Origin of the sequence: Paludisphaera soli (assembly GCF_011064595.1) — a bacterium.
Classification (GTDB): Bacteria; Planctomycetota; Planctomycetia; order Isosphaerales; family Isosphaeraceae; genus Paludisphaera; species Paludisphaera soli.
In genome coordinates, this window is sequence record NZ_JAALJI010000001.1 from 506,725 (window position 1) to 521,727 (window position 15,003).

General features: G+C 70.5%; 11 protein-coding genes. 2 read left to right on the top strand and 9 right to left on the bottom strand.

Features of this window, described 5'->3' with window-relative positions; all coding sequences use genetic code 11:
- Positions 1 to 120: 120 nt before the first annotated feature.
- The 6 genes from G6O68_RS01840 to G6O68_RS01865 form a co-directional block, all read right to left on the bottom strand.
- Entirely contained in the window at positions 121 to 1,773 is a 1,653-nt protein-coding gene (locus G6O68_RS01840; RefSeq protein WP_165244166.1) for a galactose oxidase, read from the bottom strand.
- A gap of 85 nt (positions 1,774 to 1,858) precedes the next feature.
- Positions 1,859 to 2,086: a hypothetical protein gene (locus tag G6O68_RS01845; protein ID WP_165244168.1), complete on the bottom strand. Its 228-nt coding sequence runs from the start codon at positions 2,084 to 2,086 to the stop codon at positions 1,859 to 1,861.
- A 40-nt stretch (positions 2,087 to 2,126) separates the two neighbouring features.
- On the bottom strand, positions 2,127 to 3,206 hold the full coding sequence (locus G6O68_RS01850) for a DUF1559 domain-containing protein (RefSeq protein WP_165244170.1): 1,080 nt from the start codon (positions 3,204 to 3,206) through the stop codon (positions 2,127 to 2,129).
- Between the two features lie 400 nt (positions 3,207 to 3,606).
- Positions 3,607 to 4,512, bottom strand: coding sequence for a serine/threonine protein kinase (locus G6O68_RS01855; RefSeq protein WP_165244172.1), 906 nt, complete (start codon positions 4,510 to 4,512; stop codon positions 3,607 to 3,609).
- Positions 4,513 to 4,898: 386 nt separating this feature from the next.
- A complete protein-coding gene (locus G6O68_RS01860; protein WP_165244174.1) occupies positions 4,899 to 6,632 on the bottom strand; it encodes a hypothetical protein in 1,734 nt (577 codons plus the stop codon).
- The gene (locus tag G6O68_RS01865; protein WP_165244176.1) at positions 6,622 to 7,236 is read right to left on the bottom strand and encodes a fused DSP-PTPase phosphatase/NAD kinase-like protein; all 615 of its coding nucleotides are present in this window, start codon (positions 7,234 to 7,236) and stop codon (positions 6,622 to 6,624) included. Before G6O68_RS01865 ends, G6O68_RS01860 begins: the two co-directional genes overlap by 11 nt.
- 278 nt (positions 7,237 to 7,514) lie before the next feature.
- On the opposite strand from G6O68_RS01865, the gene G6O68_RS01870 reads away from it, so the two are divergent.
- A complete protein-coding gene (locus G6O68_RS01870) occupies positions 7,515 to 10,310 on the top strand; it encodes a protein-disulfide reductase DsbD family protein (RefSeq protein ID WP_165244178.1) in 2,796 nt (931 codons plus the stop codon).
- Here the strand turns inward: G6O68_RS01870 and G6O68_RS01875 are convergent.
- Entirely contained in the window at positions 10,292 to 11,314 is a 1,023-nt protein-coding gene (locus G6O68_RS01875) for a hydroxyacid dehydrogenase (protein ID WP_165244180.1), read from the bottom strand. The genes G6O68_RS01870 and G6O68_RS01875 overlap by 19 nt on opposite strands.
- A 136-nt stretch (positions 11,315 to 11,450) precedes the next feature.
- On the opposite strand from G6O68_RS01875, the gene G6O68_RS01880 reads away from it, so the two are divergent.
- Entirely contained in the window at positions 11,451 to 12,659 is a 1,209-nt protein-coding gene (locus tag G6O68_RS01880) for a phospholipid carrier-dependent glycosyltransferase (RefSeq protein WP_165244182.1), read from the top strand.
- Between the two features lie 31 nt (positions 12,660 to 12,690).
- Here the strand turns inward: G6O68_RS01880 and G6O68_RS01885 are convergent, their stop codons facing one another.
- Together G6O68_RS01885 and mnmA are read right to left on the bottom strand one after the other, a co-directional pair.
- Positions 12,691 to 13,854, bottom strand: coding sequence for a GtrA family protein (locus tag G6O68_RS01885; RefSeq protein WP_165244184.1), 1,164 nt, complete (start codon positions 13,852 to 13,854; stop codon positions 12,691 to 12,693).
- A gap of 37 nt (positions 13,855 to 13,891) precedes the next feature.
- The gene (gene mnmA, locus G6O68_RS01890; protein WP_165244186.1) at positions 13,892 to 14,971 is read right to left on the bottom strand and encodes a tRNA 2-thiouridine(34) synthase MnmA; all 1,080 of its coding nucleotides are present in this window, start codon (positions 14,969 to 14,971) and stop codon (positions 13,892 to 13,894) included.
- Positions 14,972 to 15,003: the final 32 nt, after the last annotated feature.

Here is a 15,003-nt window from a genome sequence, read left to right on the forward strand (position 1 = left end):
TCTTGATGAAATAATCTTAGTCTTTGCGGGAGGCGAGTCAATCCGGGAGGCGCGTGAGCCGCGGTCGAGGCCCTCCGGCCTCGACCGCGGCCCGATGCGAGCGTCCTCGGTAACGGCCGATCAGCGGCTGGTCGAGACGGTCGCCGCGGGCCCCACGGTCACGACCGGGACGGCCTCGATGACCGGCGTCTGCGCCGCGCCTCGGGCGTTGCCGCCGACGGCCAGGATCGTGTCGCCCAGCCCGGGAAGCAGGCGATGGGTCAGCCGGGGGAGCGCCCAGGACCCGACGGCTTCCCACGTGCCGCCGTCGCCCAGGCGGAAGATCCGGCCGGAGGCTCCGCTGTAATGAATCCGGCCGGCGATCTCGAAGGCCGATGTCCCGAAGCCCTCGGTACGCCCGCCGGACGGCAGCTCAGGGCCCGTCGACCACGCCCCGGTGGCGGGATCGTAGACGTCGACCCGGCGGTCGACCGACATGGCGCCGCCGACCAATCCGCCCAGGACGTAGAGCTTGCCGTCGTGGCCGGCCGCCGACAGGGCGCGCCGGCGAAACGGCTGCGGGATGGACTTCCAGCCGGCTGCGGGCCGATCCAAGTCGAACGCGGCTACGTCTTCCAGGAACGCGTTCTCCGCGTCCGCCCCCTTCATGTTCCAACCTCCAACTGCGTAGATCGTGCGGCCGATCACCACCGCGTCGTGAGTCGAGCGCGGCGAGGGAAGCGGCGCGAGGGGCGTCCAGGTCTTGGTCTCGGGGTCGAACTTCGCGAAGTCGGCGACCGAGTGGAGGTCGTGCTCCTCGCCGGGCTGATTCTTCGCGACCATCCCTCCCACCCGATACAGAAACCGGCCGTCCGTCACCAGGGCCAGGCCCTGGAGGTCCTGCTCCATCGGCAGCTCTTCCCAGGTCTTGCCGTCCTTGAGGTGGAGGCGGCGAAAGTTCCGAGCGGTGGTGTTCACGTCGTAGCTATGGGTCTTCCCGACGTGGCCGCCGTAGATGTAGAGCCACTTGCCCACCACCGCGCCGCCGAAGCTGTTGACGGCCGGGTCGGGGATGTTGGCGAGGGTCGTCGCTTCGAGCGGGGTCTTGCCCCCCAGGAGCGCGGCGGCGGGGGTGAAGGTCAGCGTGGCGTAGTAGCGGGTCTCGGTGTACGACTTGCCCTCCAGCTCGCCGCCGGTCGGGTCGACGTGGTTCGCCCACACGGCGGTCCGGCCGTCGGCCAATCCGTCGACGACCGCCCTGCCCCGGGCATCGGTCGTGACCTCGTCCGTGGCCTCGGACGAATAGACCTTCACGCGGGCGTTGGCGGCCGGCTCGCCGTTGAACAGGACTTCCAGGACCGGCGCGGAGTCGGTCGCGACCAGGCGGACCCGGAGCTTCTCGCCGGCCTCCTTGACCTTCTCGCCCACGACTTCGGTCTGGGCCCTGGCGGTGTAGTAGAGACGATAGGATGCGCTCCCCTTGGCCATCACGCCCAGGTCGCGCTCGGCGTCGACCAGGACGGGAGGCTTGCCGGCCCAGGTCGCCTTTCGGGTCGCCTCGGTCGTCTCCGAGGGGACCGTCTGGCCGTCGACGGACAGGCGAAGTTCCTTGACGTACTTCACGAACTTCGGATCCGGCTCCGGGGCCTCGTTGAAGAACGCCTGGATGACGGTCGTCCCGGGCTTCGCACCCGACTCGGCCTTGAGCCAGATGAAGTGGGCCCGGGCGGCCTGGGGGGCGACGGCCGCCAGGACGGCGGCGGCGAGGAAGATGCGTAGGCGTGGGGAACTCATCGGTCTGGGCTCGCTGAGGAATTCGGTGGGGTCGTTCGTGGTCGTATCAGAGTCGGGATCCGAGGGGCCGGCGCGGCGACGCGGCTCAGCCGTCCTCGGGGAGTTTCAGGTTCTTCTTCCGCGAGAGGGCCTTGGCTTCCATCTGCTTGCGGAGCGCCCGCTCGGCCTCGTCCTCGGCGCGGGCCTTGCGGCCCTCGTCCGAGTCGATCGCGACGACCGGGCTGGCCGGCGGCGAGGTCGCGTCGCATCCCGTCGCCCCGACGAGGACGACGCAGGCCAGCCACGGCCTGGGACGCTTCAGGAACATCAACATTCGCTCTCCTTGGAGGAAGGACCGCCGGAACGGGGCCGGTTCACATCGCGTCGGACGAGACGACCTCGCCGCCGCCCATCGTGGAGAGGGCCTGGTAGACGGTCGGCGAGATCGAGTCCTTGACGTTGCGGACCGTGCCGTCGCCGAACAGGAAGTTGGTCGTCCCGGGGTGGGCCGAGCGAAAATTCGGCAGCCGCTGGGCGGAGGTCGGGAAGGGGAACCCTGGGGCGGGCTCGGCCGCGTCGGTGTAGGACTCGCCGCCGCAGTCGTTCACCGCGTAGGCGTTGCCCACCGAGTCGACGGTTCGGGCGACCAGGCCGCCGATGATCCGCGCGGGAGCGCCGCCGACGGTCCAGGTGCGGGACCGGCCATAGGCCATGAACATCAGGTTGTCGTAATAAACCGGGCCCGCCGAGCTGTACGCGGCCAGCGGCAGGCAGACGCGGTTGGTCGTCCCGGAGGCGTAGAACCTGTTCCGCTGATTGCCCCCGGCGGCCTCGCCCATCAGGAAGGTGTTGCTCGTCCCGTCCTGGATCTCGGCCAGCCGGGTCGCCGTGTCGATGCCGAACGGGCCCATCCGGCTCGTCTCGCCATAGCCCTTGACGACGTAGCGGTTGGCCCCGCCGTTGAAGAGGTAATCCGTCACCGCCGCCTTCGGGACCGACCAGCCGTTGCTCGCCGTGGTTCCGACCTCGCCCGTGGCCCGGTTGCTCGGGCACAGGAACATGCCGAGCTGCAAGGCGTACCCCGTGCTGTTCCCCCACTCCGACCAGCCCTGATAGCTCGTCCCGCCCGAGTACTGCCCCAGGCTGAAATTGAACAGGTTGTAGCCGTTCGTCTGCTCGATGTACGGCAGCAGGAAGCTGTACCCCGTGTAGTTCATGTAGACCCGCATGATCCCGCCCTGGGCGGCCGGGGGGAGCGCGTTGTTCGAGTCCAGGTAGTTGTGGATGGCCAGGCCGAGTTGCTTCATGTTGTTCGTGCACTGGATTCGACGGGCCGCCTCGCGGGCGCCCTGAACGGCCGGCAGCAAGAGGGCGATCAACACGGCGATGATCGCGATCACCACCAGCAGCTCGATCAGCGTGAAACCTCTGCTGCGCCGGGAACTTTTCGTCATCGAGGGGCTCCGTTGCCTGGTGTCGAGTCGGGAAGCGATGTCGAACGCGATGTCTCAAACCTCAAGGGCGAGCCGCCGGGGAGTGGTCCCACGCCTTCCGACTTCCCGAAAGGCGACCCCCCGGCGTGCCCGCGCCCCACTCGTGGTGGGGAACGACCTCCCGATCGACTCGCAATGTCGAGCCTGACCGGGCTTGTCGTGCGATTGAGATTCAATCTCAGCGCCAAAATCTAGCGGGGCAGCGATTGCGTGTCAAGCATCCCGGCTCTAGAATTCCGTGAGGTACCTGGCTTGGGCCATGAAGGGCCGAGGCGATCGCGAATGGCGGGGATGGAAAACGTGCGCGTACCGGGGGCGCGGTCGGCTGGAGCGGACTGTAGGGACCGTCGGGCGGGCTCGATCAGCGCAGGGGGCGCTTGGGAGGGATGGCTCGCAGGTGGTCGGCGAGGGTCGCCAGCGAGGGCCAGCGGTCGCTCTTCCTGACGGCGACGAGCTTCAGGAGCACGTCCCGCACCTCGTCGGACAGCTTGGCCTTGATCGCCTGGGGATCGCTCGGGGGGGTGGCGAACCGCTGGAGGAGGGCGTTGGGGGAAGCTGGGGCGTCGTAGGGGAGCTTGCCGGTGAGGAGGGAGAAGGCGACGACGCCAAAGCCGAAGACGTCGATCTGCTCGTCGATCGGCTCGCGGCGCAGGAGTTCGGGGGCCATGTAGGCGAGGCAGCCGGTACGGTTCCCCGGCTTCCGGAACGCGGGGGTGTTCGGCACGGCCAGCCCGAAGTCGATCACCTTGGCCTGACGGTCGCGATCGCGGAGGACCAGGAAATTCCGCGGGTTGACGTCATGGTGGATGAAGCCGGCTTGGTGGACCGCGTTCAGGCCCTCGGCCGCCTGGGCGAGCCATTCCAGCTTCTCGGCGGTCCGCGCCAGGCGGCCGTCGCGGATCTGCTCGAAGCTGATCCCGTTGAGATATTCCATGACGAGGTACTGCTCGCCCCGCGAGGTCGTCCCATGCTCCAGGGTGCGGACGACGTGGGGGTGGCGGATCTGGACCGCGATCGCGCCCTCGGCGGGGCGATCCTCGTGCCGGGAGGCGCGAGCCTGCGCGGCGTCGTTCTTCTCCTGATCCAGGATCTTCAGGCAGACCGTCTTGCCGGTCTCCGTGTCGAGCGCCTTGTAGACGTGCGACATGCTCCCCTGCGAGGAGACGTCCGACTGGATCAGGAACCGCTTCTGGACGTTGACCCCGGTGCGACGGCTGCCCCCCTGGGGAGGGGCCGGGGCGAACATGCCTTTGAGCTTGCCGATCATGTCGCCGCGCCTCCTGTTCGGTGCCGGAAGGTGCCGGGCTTTCCCGGAGCCCTCGTCGGGGGTGCTCGCGATGCGGCCGCGTTCAGGTCGCCTCGGCCCTCGCCGGCCGCGCCTTCCCGCAGAGGTCGACTTCGGCGACCTTTGTCCGCAATGCGAACCATCCCCAATTCATCCCTACGACCGATTCTCCTGGTTGTGACCGAGAGCGAAGCCGGCCCGGGATCCGAAGCTCGGGTGACGATCCCATCATAATGAAGCCGAGGTCCCTTAAATCGTTCGTGCTTCGTGGATTGGTCGAAGATTTCGAATGTTGTGAAAAGAGAAAAGGAAGAGGGTTCGGTCCCCTCCTCCTTTCGCGATGAGTCGCCCGCTCGCGTCGCAACCGGCTATTCTGGGGCGGGCACCCGGGAGACGAGGCGACCCGAAGGGGTCAGGAGCACGCCCTCGGTCCGGGCCAGGATGCGGCGGCTCCCGAACGGGTTGGGCGGTTCGAAGGCGGCCACCTTGGTGAGCCGGGGGGCGCTCGGCGGCCAGTTGTCGAACTCGGATTCGAGCAGCAGGACGTGCTTGCTCTCGGCGGTCTCCGGGAAGGCGAGGTGCTGGGGGCTGTGGATCAGGCGGATCGGCCGCCCGACGGCCCAGGCCAGGTCCTCGGGCCATTCGTGGAGGGTGTGGATGGTCCAGTGCGGCAAGGTCCACTGGCCGATCGCCCGGCCCCAGGGGCCCTGGCCGTATCGATAGCTCCACTCGGGCGTGTAGAAGCCCCAGTGCAGCCACTTCAGGCAGGCGGTCAGGACGAGCATCGCCACGACCGAGCGGCGGGCGCTCCAGGTTTCCACGGCTCGCCAGACCAGGGCCGCGACGGCCAGGGTCCCGACCGCGAGCACCACGCCGACGGGTCGGTAGTAGGTGAAGACGATCGTCAGCACGAACGTCGCGTACAGCGAGACGAAAACCCAAGCCGCGGTCAGGGCGATGACGATCGCGAAGAACGCCCGACGCGCGGGGGTAGAAAGCCGGCCGTTCCAGGCGGCTTCCAACCCGGCGGCGGCGGCCACGAGCAGCCCGGCCAGCGCCGGCAAGGCGGCGGCCGACGTCAGGCCCGGGACGACCGTCCCGCCGATCAAGACCGCGACGGCGATCCGGAGCCAGTCCAGCTCGATCGTGGAGCCCTCCTGCTTGAGATCGCGTCGCAGCGCCCCGCCGGCCAGCAGCAAGCCGAACGGCGAGAGCGGCAGGCCCAGCAGGAACACGCCGATCGGGACGGCCCAGGCCGGCTTCTGGGTGAGCGGGGAGGCCAGCGCGGCGGCGAACGCGCCGAACGACGTCGGCAGGGTCCAGGCCAGGCGTTGGGTGACCGGCCACACCAAGGCCGCAGCGGCGGCCTCGACCGAGGCGACCTGGACCGTCCAGGCGAGCCAGGCGACGGCCGTGAGCGCCGGCGGGACGACCAACTTCAGCGAGAAGTCCGCGTCGCGACGGCCCAAGACGATGATCGCCAGGGCGAGGACCACCAGCGGCGGCCAACCCCCTGCCAGGAACGCGACCGACGCCCAGACGCCCGCGATCCAATCCGACCTGCGACCGACGAGCCGGTCGAGCGCGGCGATGGTCGCCATCCCGGTCAGGAAATCGACCCCGGAGCTGGCGGCGTGGCTCATCAAGGCCCCGGAACCGAACCAGGCGAACCCGAACAGGAGCGCCGCGGTCGTCTTGCCGGCCGCGATGAGCCGACGCGCGACCAGCCAGCCGGCGACCAGGCCGGCGACGGCCGAGGGCCAGAGCACCGCCCCGTTCTCCGTCTTCCCCGGCTCGCCGAGCAGGTAGACCAGGCGGGAGACCGCCGCGCGGAGCGGCCAGACGTCGGGCTTCCACTGGCCGTAGACCTGCCCCAGCGGGCCGAAGCCCGAGCTGGCGGCCAGTCCGGTGCGGGCGTCGGCCCCCGTCAGGTCGGAATCCGCCCCGCCGACGAGCACGTAGACGAGCCCGAGCACCACGAGCGCCGGGCCGCACCAGGCGCGGGCCTCGGGGATCTTCAGGACGACCTTCCCCTCGTCGGCGCGGAAGCGGCGGAGGGCTTCGGGGCGCGGGGTCTGGGTCTTCATGCCGTCAACGCTCATCGGCGGCCTCCTCGGCGATCGGCTCTTCGGGGAGGTTCCGCTCGTCGATGGTGATGGGGTGGTGGAGGTCCGAATCCGGCTTGTTGCGAGCCATCGCGAAGATGTAGCCCGGGATCCAGCCCTCGCGGTAGGTCTGGCGTCGGGCCTCGGCCGACACGTCGTCGATGGTCCAGCCGTCGCGTTCGAAGCGATACATGGCGACGGCCGACCCGGTGCGGCAGGTCCCCCGGGCGCAGTGGACGAGGACCGGCCGACGGTCGGGAGCGTCGATGACCTCCAGGACCTTGCGGAACTGCTCCTCGCGGCCGAAACCGTCGCCGGGCATCGGCAGGTTCACGAAGCCGACGTGGAGCTTCTTGGTCAGCTCCCGCTCCTCGGCCGCCTCGCCGCCGGGGAGCTGGAAGTTGACGACCGTCTTGATCCCGTAGCGCCGCACCGCCTCCGTGAGCTGGTCGCTCGTGAGCTGGCCGCTCCGGTAGAGGACGCCGGGCTTCACGACGTCCCAGTGGTCCCATCGCAGGCGATTCTGGCGGTCGAGCACGGCCATCCATGCGGCGGCGACGGCGCTCGCCGCGAGGATCGCGCCGAGGAGGATTCTGCGCATTCGGCCCCATCCTGTCTGAAGAGTCGAACCGTTCCGGGTTCCTGATCGCTCGGACGCCGAGGGCGCGGGTGGGGACGCAGGGGAGCAAGCCGATCCGAGGCGGTCGGGCATGGTAGGCGAGGAGGCCGGAACGGTCAATGCGAACCGCGGGCGCCGCGCGGCGGGCCGTCGCCGGACGACTTGCCCCCCCGGCGGCCCGGACATACGATAAGGCTGACTAAGGAGTTCAGATGTGCGCGGCCAATCGCCGCGACCGTGTCCACTCAGGGGCCCCCCCGATGCCGCTACTCCCCCTCGCCGGGTCGCCCGTCGGCCGCCGCGCGCCGGGCCTGGCCCGCGCCTTCGCGCTCGGCCTGCTGCTGACCTCGCTCGCGACCCCGTCCGCGACGGCCGACGCTCCGAAGCCCGCCCAGAAGGACAGCAGCCCCCGGGCGAAGCCCAAGGACGTCGAGGTGACGGCCGCGATCGAGCCGGCCGAGGCCGCTCCCGGCGACGTGGTCCAGCTTCGGGTCCGGGCCAAGCTCAAGCCCGGGTGGCACATCTACACCTACGCCGCCGCCCAGCGCGACGAGGGGCCCCGCCACACCCTCTTCGATCCGTTCGACCTCGGCGGTCTGGAGAAGGCCGGTGACTGGTCGGCCTCGAAGGAGCCCGAGGCCAAGGCCGAGCCCGCCTTCGAGAACAAGACCTTCGAGTTCTTCGAGGACGAGGTCGTCTGGAGCCTTCCGCTCAAGGTCCCCGCCGACGCCGCCCCCGGCGCGAGGGCGGTCAGGGTCCAGGCGAGCTACCAGATCTGCAACGCCCAGAGCTGCAGCTTCCCCGGCCGATGGACCCTCCCCGAGGCGACCCTCACCGTGACCGGCGGCCAGGCCGCCGCCGCCCCCGAGCCGGTCGCAAAGCCCGAAGCCCCGCCGGCCGCCGTCGAGGTCGCCCTCAAGCCGGCCGCCGCCCCCAAGAAGAAGGACTCGCCCGAGCGGATGCGTCCCAAGGGGGTGACGATCACCCCCTCCGTCGAGCCGGCAGAGGTCCGTCCCGGCGGCTCGGTGAAGTACCAGGTGACCGTGAAGATGGACCCGGGCCTGCACATCTACGAGGTCGCCAAGCCCGGCGCGGGCGACAACGGCCCGATCTGGACCGCGTTCGACCTGTTCGAGACCGGATCGCTCGAAGCCGGGAAGACCTGGAAGGCCTCGCAGGAGCCGAACGTCAAGCCCGAGCCGGCGTTCGGCCCCGGCGTGATCGTCGAGTCGTTCGAGGACGAGGTGACCTGGTCCGTCGACCTGAAAGTCCCCGCCGACGCCAAGGCCGGCGACCACCCCGTCCGCTCGCAGATCCTCTACCAGATCTGCAACGAGAACGCCTGCTTCCCGCCGACCTACCAGACGCTCGACGAGGTCGTCGTGAAGGTGGCCCAGGGTCCGGCCGTCGCCATGACCGAGACGACCTTGACCACCCCGGCGGCGCCGTCGGCCGACGCCTCGACGGCGGCCGTCGCTCCGGCCGCCGCCTCCCCCTCGGTCACCGAAACCGCGCCTGCCGAGCCCGCCGCCGGCGCGGCACCCATCAGCGAGATCGCGCGCACGGCGCAGCAGGGGCTCGTCCCCTTCCTGATCGCGTCCGCCTTCGGCGGCCTGTTCGCGCTCGTGATGCCCTGCGTCTGGCCGATGATCCCGATCACGGTGAACTTCTTCATCAAGCAGGGGAAGGACGGCAAGGCGAAGACGACGGGTTTGGCCTTCGCCTACTGCGCGGCGATCATCGGCATCTTCACGCTGGTGGGCGTCTTCTTCTCGTTCTTCTTCTCGGCCGCTTTCCTCCAGAACCTGGCCAATAACCCGTGGCTGAACCTGGTCGTCGCCGCCCTCTTCCTGGCGTTCGGCCTCAGCCTGCTCGGCCTGTTCGAGGTCAGCCTTCCGAGCTTCCTCCTGAACGCCTCGTCCAAGGGGGAGGGCCGCGGCGGCCTCCTGGGCGTGATCTTCATGGCGCTGACGCTCACGATCACGTCGTTCACCTGCACCTTCCCGGTCGTGGGCGGGCTGCTGGTCATGGCCGCCGGGGGCGACTTCTTCTATCCGATCGTCGGGCTCGCCACCTTCGCGTCCGTGATCGCGCTGCCGTTCTTCCTGCTGGCCCTGGCCCCCGGACTGATGGCCAAGATGCCCCGGAGCGGCGACTGGATGAACTCGGTCAAGGTCGTCGGCGGCCTGGTGGAGATCGGCGCGGCGCTCAAGTTCCTCAACACGGCGGAACTCGGCTACGTCACACCCGAGAACGCCTGGTTCGACGCCCAGCTCGTCCTCACCGCCTGGATCGTGCTTTCGGCGGTCTGCGGCATCTACCTGCTGGGCCTCTTCCGCACCGACCACGACTATGACGAGGTGAAGGTCGGCCCCGGCCGCATCGTCTTCGGCTGCCTCTTCCTGGGCCTGGCGCTCTACATGGCCCCCGCCCTGTTCGGCCGCCCGCCGCAAGGGCTGATCTGGGATCGCATGATCGTCGGCATCCTGCCGCCCGACTCGAACGAGCTGGTCGCCGAGGTCCGCGTGGCCGGCGGGGCGACCGACGAGGAGGTCAAGGCCACCTCGACGGACCCCGAGAAGGCCCAGCGCGAGCAGAAGAACTTCCACGGCGTGCTCTGGGGCATGAGCCTCGACCAGGCCAAGGAGGAAGCCTCCGCGAAGAACCTGCCGGTCCTCATCGACTTCACCGGCGTCAACTGCGCGAACTGCCGGCTGATGGAGCGAAACGTCCTGCCCAAGGCGGACGTGACGAGGCTGCTCAAGGAGTTCGTCGCGGTCCAGCTCTACACGGATCGGGTGCCGATCGCCTCGCTCACGGCCGAGCAGCGCGAGGAGCTGGCGATGGCCAACCAGGAACGCCAGCTCGACCTGGCGGCCGAGCAGACGAATCCGTTCTACGTGATCCTCTCGCCAGACGGGAAGGTCGTCGCCTCGCTCGGCGGCTACAACGAGCCGGCCGTGTTCCAGGACTTTCTCGCCAGGGGCCTGGAGAAGGCCCGGACGGCGGCCGCCCAGGCCGCTCCGGCCTCGGTCGCTCAGACCGCCGGTCGGTAGAGTCGCTCCAGGCCGAGGCCGAGCCGACTGCGCTCGACCTCGGTCGGGTCGTTCACGGGGTTCTCGGGCGTGCGGCCGGCGAGGACGTCCAGCACGCCGCGCGCGACGAACGTCGCCATGTTCCGCAGCCCTTCCTCGGTCTGCGCGGCGCTGTGGGGGGTGAGCATCACGTCGCGCCGGCCGATCAGGGGGTGGTCGGCCGGCGGCGGCTCGACGTCGAACACGTCGGCGCCGTAGCCCCAGAGCAGGCGGGCGTCGAGAGCGTCGGCGACGGCCTCCTCATCGACGACCGGCCCCCGGCTCGTGTTGATGAGGATGCAGCCCTCGCGGATGTGCGCCAGCGCGGAGCGGTTCATCAGCCTCCGGGTGCTCGCGTCGAGCGGCACGTGGAGGCTCACGTAGTCGGACGCCCGCAACAGCTCCTCCAGCCCCACGCGCACCGCCCCCGCGCGGAGCTCGACCTCCTCGGGCGCCTGGACGATGTCGTGGTAGATCACCCGCATCCCGAAGCCCAGGCGTGCGATCTCGCCGAGCCGTCGCCCGATCCGGCCGAAGCCGACGATGCCGAGCGTCCGGCCGAGGATCTCGCGGCCGCGCATCGTCGTGCGGACGGCGTAGTTCCCCGCCTCCAACTCGCGCATCATCGTCGGGAAGTGCTTGGAGAGGCCGATCATCATCGCGACGACGTGCTCGCAGACGTCCTGCGTGTTGGCGCCCGGCGTGTAGACCACCTGGATCCCGCGCGCGGTGGCGGCGGGGACGTCGATGTGGTCGAAGCCGACCCCGTGCCGGCCGACGACCTTCAATCTCGTCGCGAGCGCCAGCAGCGCCGCGTCGATCGCGCCGGCGGTGCGGGTGATCAGGCCGTCGGCCTGGCGAATCCCGGCCTCGACGGCCGCGCGGTCTTTGGGGTCGACCCGGCGGACCTCGGCGACTTCTTCGAGCAGCCGCATGCCGTACTGATCCATATCCGTCAACATGAGAACGAGCGGCCGGTCGGACATGGTCGTCACCAGGCAGGGGGTTCGGGAAGCCAGGACGTCGGGGAAGGGTCGCTGACGCCCGGAGGGGGAGCGAGTATCATGGCGTGGACCCCGGACGTCGGGCCCGGGTTCGGGTGATCCTAGATTAAGCCCCCCCATGAGTCGTGACAACCGGTGGACGCCCGCCCTGCTCGCCTCGCTGGTGCTCCTGGCGGCGGTCGTCGCACGGCTTGCGGTCGTCGCCGCCGCCGGGGCCCGGTTCGAGGACCCGGACAACTACCTCCCCCTGGCCCGGTCGCTGGCGGACGGCGAGGGGCTGACCCAGCGAGGCCGGGCGACGGCGTACAGGCCGCCGCTGTATCCCCTGGTGCTCGCCCCGCTGGTCGCCGCCTCGGGCGATCGGCCGGCGATCGGCCTGACGATCCTCCACCTGGCCCTGGGGGCGGGGACCGCCGGCTGCACGATGCTCGCCGCGAGAAGGCTCGGCGCCTCGCCGCTGCGGGCGATGATCGCCGGCCTGATCGTGGCGCTCGACCCGGTCCTGGTCTGGCAGGCTCGCTCCGTGATGACCGAGACGCTGACGGCGTTCCTGCTCGCCGCGGCGCTGGCGAGGGCCGCGTCCGACGACCGCTGGGCCTCCCCCGGCTGCGGCCTGCTGCTGGGCCTGGCCTCGCTCTGCCGGCCGAGCATCCTGCCCGGCGCGGGGCTGGCCGCCCTGGCCGCGGCGCTCGTCTCGCCGGGGACGCGGCGCGAGCGGACGATGCGCGGCCTGGGCCTGGGCCTCGCCCTCGCGGTCGTCCTGACGCCGTGGGCGGTCCGCAATCGGCTCGCCCTCGGCGAGTTCGTCTGGACGACCACGCACGGCGGCTACACGCTGGCCCTGGCGAACAACGAGGTCTACTACCGCGAGGTCCTCGACGGCCCGCCCGGCACGGTCTGGACGGGGCCGGAACAACAGCTCTGGTGGGAGGCCGTCAATCGTCGCACGGCCGGGATGCCCGAGCCGGCCGCGGATCGGCTCCTCCGGGACGAGGTCGTCGCGCTGGCCCGTCGCGATCCCTGGACCTTCGCCCGCGCCTGCCTCGCCAGGGTGGCGACGTTCTGGAGCCCGACGCCCGCGGCGGGAGTCTACGGCGGCCGCGCGAGGGCCTTGACGCTGGCCTGGACGGCCCCGCTCTGGCTCGCTTTCGGCCTGGGGCTGGCCGCCCGGACGTTCCGACGCTGGCCGGGGATCGTCGCCCCTTGCCTGATCCTCGGCCTGACGGCCGTGCACGCGTTCTACTGGACCGACCTGCGAATGCGCGCCCCCATCACCCCGGCCATCGCCCTGATCGCGGCCTTCGCCTCGCGACCCTGGCGGCGATGAGGCCGGCGGGGGACCTCCGGCTCGATCCCGATCAGACCAGCGCGGTCTCCTGATCGGACGCGTCCGAGGTCGACTCTTCCGGAGGCCTGGCGGGGATTCCGGGGCGGCGGCGGAAGACGACCCAGCGCGACATCGAGAAGCTGATGGCCGTCGCTACAACGATCCCCACCACGGCCGCGGCGAGGCGGTGGCTCGCGAAGAACGCGATCCGGCTCGGCAGCCAGAGCCTCAGCGTCAGGCTCACCACGATCCCCAACGCGTTCCCGAGGGCGTAGGTGAAATACTGCCGGGGGATCGAGCCCGACCGCATGTCATTGAACGTGAGGCGGCGGTTGAGCAGGAAGTTCCAGGTGAGCGCGGCCCAGATCGAGAGCGAGCCGGAGATGAACAGCGGCCAGGCGAACCCCTGCGACGGGTCGTGCGGGGCCCCGAATCCGGCCATCGCGAACAGCCACTGGAAGATGGCGTAGAGCGACAGGTCGACGAACATGCCGGAGGCGCCGACCAGGCAGAACTGGACCAGCCGCGAGAGCGTGCCGAAGCGATGGTCGAGCACCCGCTTGAGCTGCCGGAGGTCGTCCAGGCCGATCGCGTCCAGCCGTCGCTGGTCGTTGCGGCCGGTGTTCACCGGCACGTCCAGCAGGCTCCCCGAGCACCAGGTCAGCACGTCCAGGAGGATGCGGGAGCCGGAGACGTGTCGGTTCTCCATCACCAGCGATCGGACCGCGGATCGGTGGAGGGCGGCGAGCCCCGAGAGCCCGTCCGAGGTGCCCAGGGCCATCCGGCCCAGGATCCTCAGCGTCCGCCCCCGCACGCCCCCCCGGCTCAGCAGGCCGCGGGTGGATCGTGGCACGCCCACCACGACGTCGGCCTCGCCCGATCGGATCGGCTCCAGGACGTCGAGCACGGCCTCGGCGCCGTACTCGCGGGTCGGGTCGAGGATAACCAGGACGTCCCCGGTCGCGGCGATCAGCCCGCGCCGCAGCAGGCTGACGTGCGTGGCGGCCTCGTCGACGACCTGGACGAGCGGGTGCAGGCCCAGCACCGCATGCTCACCGGGCGCGGCTCCCGCCCAGACGACCTCGACGCCGTCGATCCCCGGCTGCTCGAGCAGCAGGCGCTGGTACGTCGCCAGCTCGCCGTTGCGGAACGGCTCGTCGCGGGTCCCGGGGACGATAAGGCTGATTCGGCTCATGCGGAGCGTGCATCCTTCGACGCGAGGCGAGAGGCGGTCAGTCGGCGACGGCGCGATCGATCCAGCCCCCGCCCAACACGAGGTCGTCCTGGTAGAGCGTGACGACCTGCCCGGGGGCGACGGCGGGCTGCGGGACTTCGAAACGGACCCGGACCCGGCCCTCCCCCAGCGGCTCGACCGTCGCGGGAACGGCCCGGTGTCGCGCCCGGATCTGGGCCAGGCAGGGCGCGGGACCTTCGGGCTCGGGACCTTGCCAGTTGAACCGGGAGGCTTCGAGCCCCGTGCGGGCGAGCGCCTCGCGCCGGCCCACGGTGACCGTCTTGGTCGCCGGCTCGATCTGGACGACGTAGCGGGGCTCGCCGAAGGCGACGCCCAGGCCCCGGCGCTGGCCGATCGTGAATTTCTCGAATCCGGAATGCTCGCCCAGCACGGCGCCGTGCTCGTCGACGAGGGTCCCGGCCGTCTCCCGGTCGGGCCGGCGATCGCGCACGAACCCCAGGTAGTCGTCGTCGGGGACGAAGCAGATCTCCTGGCTCTCGGGCTTGTCGTGGACCGGGAGCCGGTGCTCCTTCGCCAGGGCGCGGACGTCGGCCTTGGCCATCGCGCCGATCGGGAACTTGATCCGCTCCAGCAGCTCGGGGGCGAGGCCGGAGAGGACGTAGGACTGGTCCTTGTCGAGGTCGCGGCCGCGGCCGACGCGGGGGGAGCCGTCGGGGGCCCGGTCGATCCGAGCGTAGTGGCCGGTGGCGACGTAGTCGGCCCCGACCTGCTTGCCGTACTCCCAGAGCCGGCCGAACTTGAGCCAGATGTTGCACATCACGCAGGGGTTGGGGGTCCTCCCCGCCAGGTACTCGTCGGCGAAGTAGTCCTGGATCCGGCCGAAATCCTCCTCGAAGTCGAGGACGTAGAACGGCACGTCCAGTCGGTCGGCGACGCGACGGGCGTCGAGCGCGTCGGCCACGCTGCAGCAGGTCTTGGCGCGACGCTCCTCCGACTCGCCGTGCGAGCCGGTGCGCATGAAGAGGCCCACGACGTCGTAACCGTCGGCCTTCAGCAATTGGGCGGCGACGGAGCTGTCGACTCCTCCGCTCATGGCCAGGACGACGCGCTCGGGCATCGCGGCGTGGGTCTCCGATTCGAGGGGGATCG

What these genes read in the sequence shown, in the direction of transcription:
- G6O68_RS01840 (WP_165244166.1), bottom strand. Translation starts at nt 1,773, where the DNA reads ATGAGTTCCCCACGCCTACGCATCTTCCTCGCCGCCGCCGTCCTGGCG.
- G6O68_RS01845 (WP_165244168.1), bottom strand. Translation starts at nt 2,086, where the DNA reads ATGTTGATGTTCCTGAAGCGTCCCAGGCCGTGGCTGGCCTGCGTCGTC.
- G6O68_RS01850 (WP_165244170.1), bottom strand. Translation starts at nt 3,206, where the DNA reads ATGACGAAAAGTTCCCGGCGCAGCAGAGGTTTCACGCTGATCGAGCTG.
- G6O68_RS01855 (WP_165244172.1), bottom strand. Translation starts at nt 4,512, where the DNA reads ATGATCGGCAAGCTCAAAGGCATGTTCGCCCCGGCCCCTCCCCAGGGG.
- G6O68_RS01860 (WP_165244174.1), bottom strand. Translation starts at nt 6,632, where the DNA reads ATGAGCGTTGACGGCATGAAGACCCAGACCCCGCGCCCCGAAGCCCTC.
- G6O68_RS01865 (WP_165244176.1), bottom strand. Translation starts at nt 7,236, where the DNA reads ATGCGCAGAATCCTCCTCGGCGCGATCCTCGCGGCGAGCGCCGTCGCC.
- G6O68_RS01870 (WP_165244178.1), top strand. Translation starts at nt 7,515, where the DNA reads ATGCCGCTACTCCCCCTCGCCGGGTCGCCCGTCGGCCGCCGCGCGCCG.
- G6O68_RS01875 (WP_165244180.1), bottom strand. Translation starts at nt 11,314, where the DNA reads ATGTCCGACCGGCCGCTCGTTCTCATGTTGACGGATATGGATCAGTAC.
- G6O68_RS01880 (WP_165244182.1), top strand. Translation starts at nt 11,451, where the DNA reads ATGAGTCGTGACAACCGGTGGACGCCCGCCCTGCTCGCCTCGCTGGTG.
- G6O68_RS01885 (WP_165244184.1), bottom strand. Translation starts at nt 13,854, where the DNA reads ATGAGCCGAATCAGCCTTATCGTCCCCGGGACCCGCGACGAGCCGTTC.
- mnmA (WP_165244186.1), bottom strand. Translation starts at nt 14,971, where the DNA reads ATGCCCGAGCGCGTCGTCCTGGCCATGAGCGGAGGAGTCGACAGCTCC.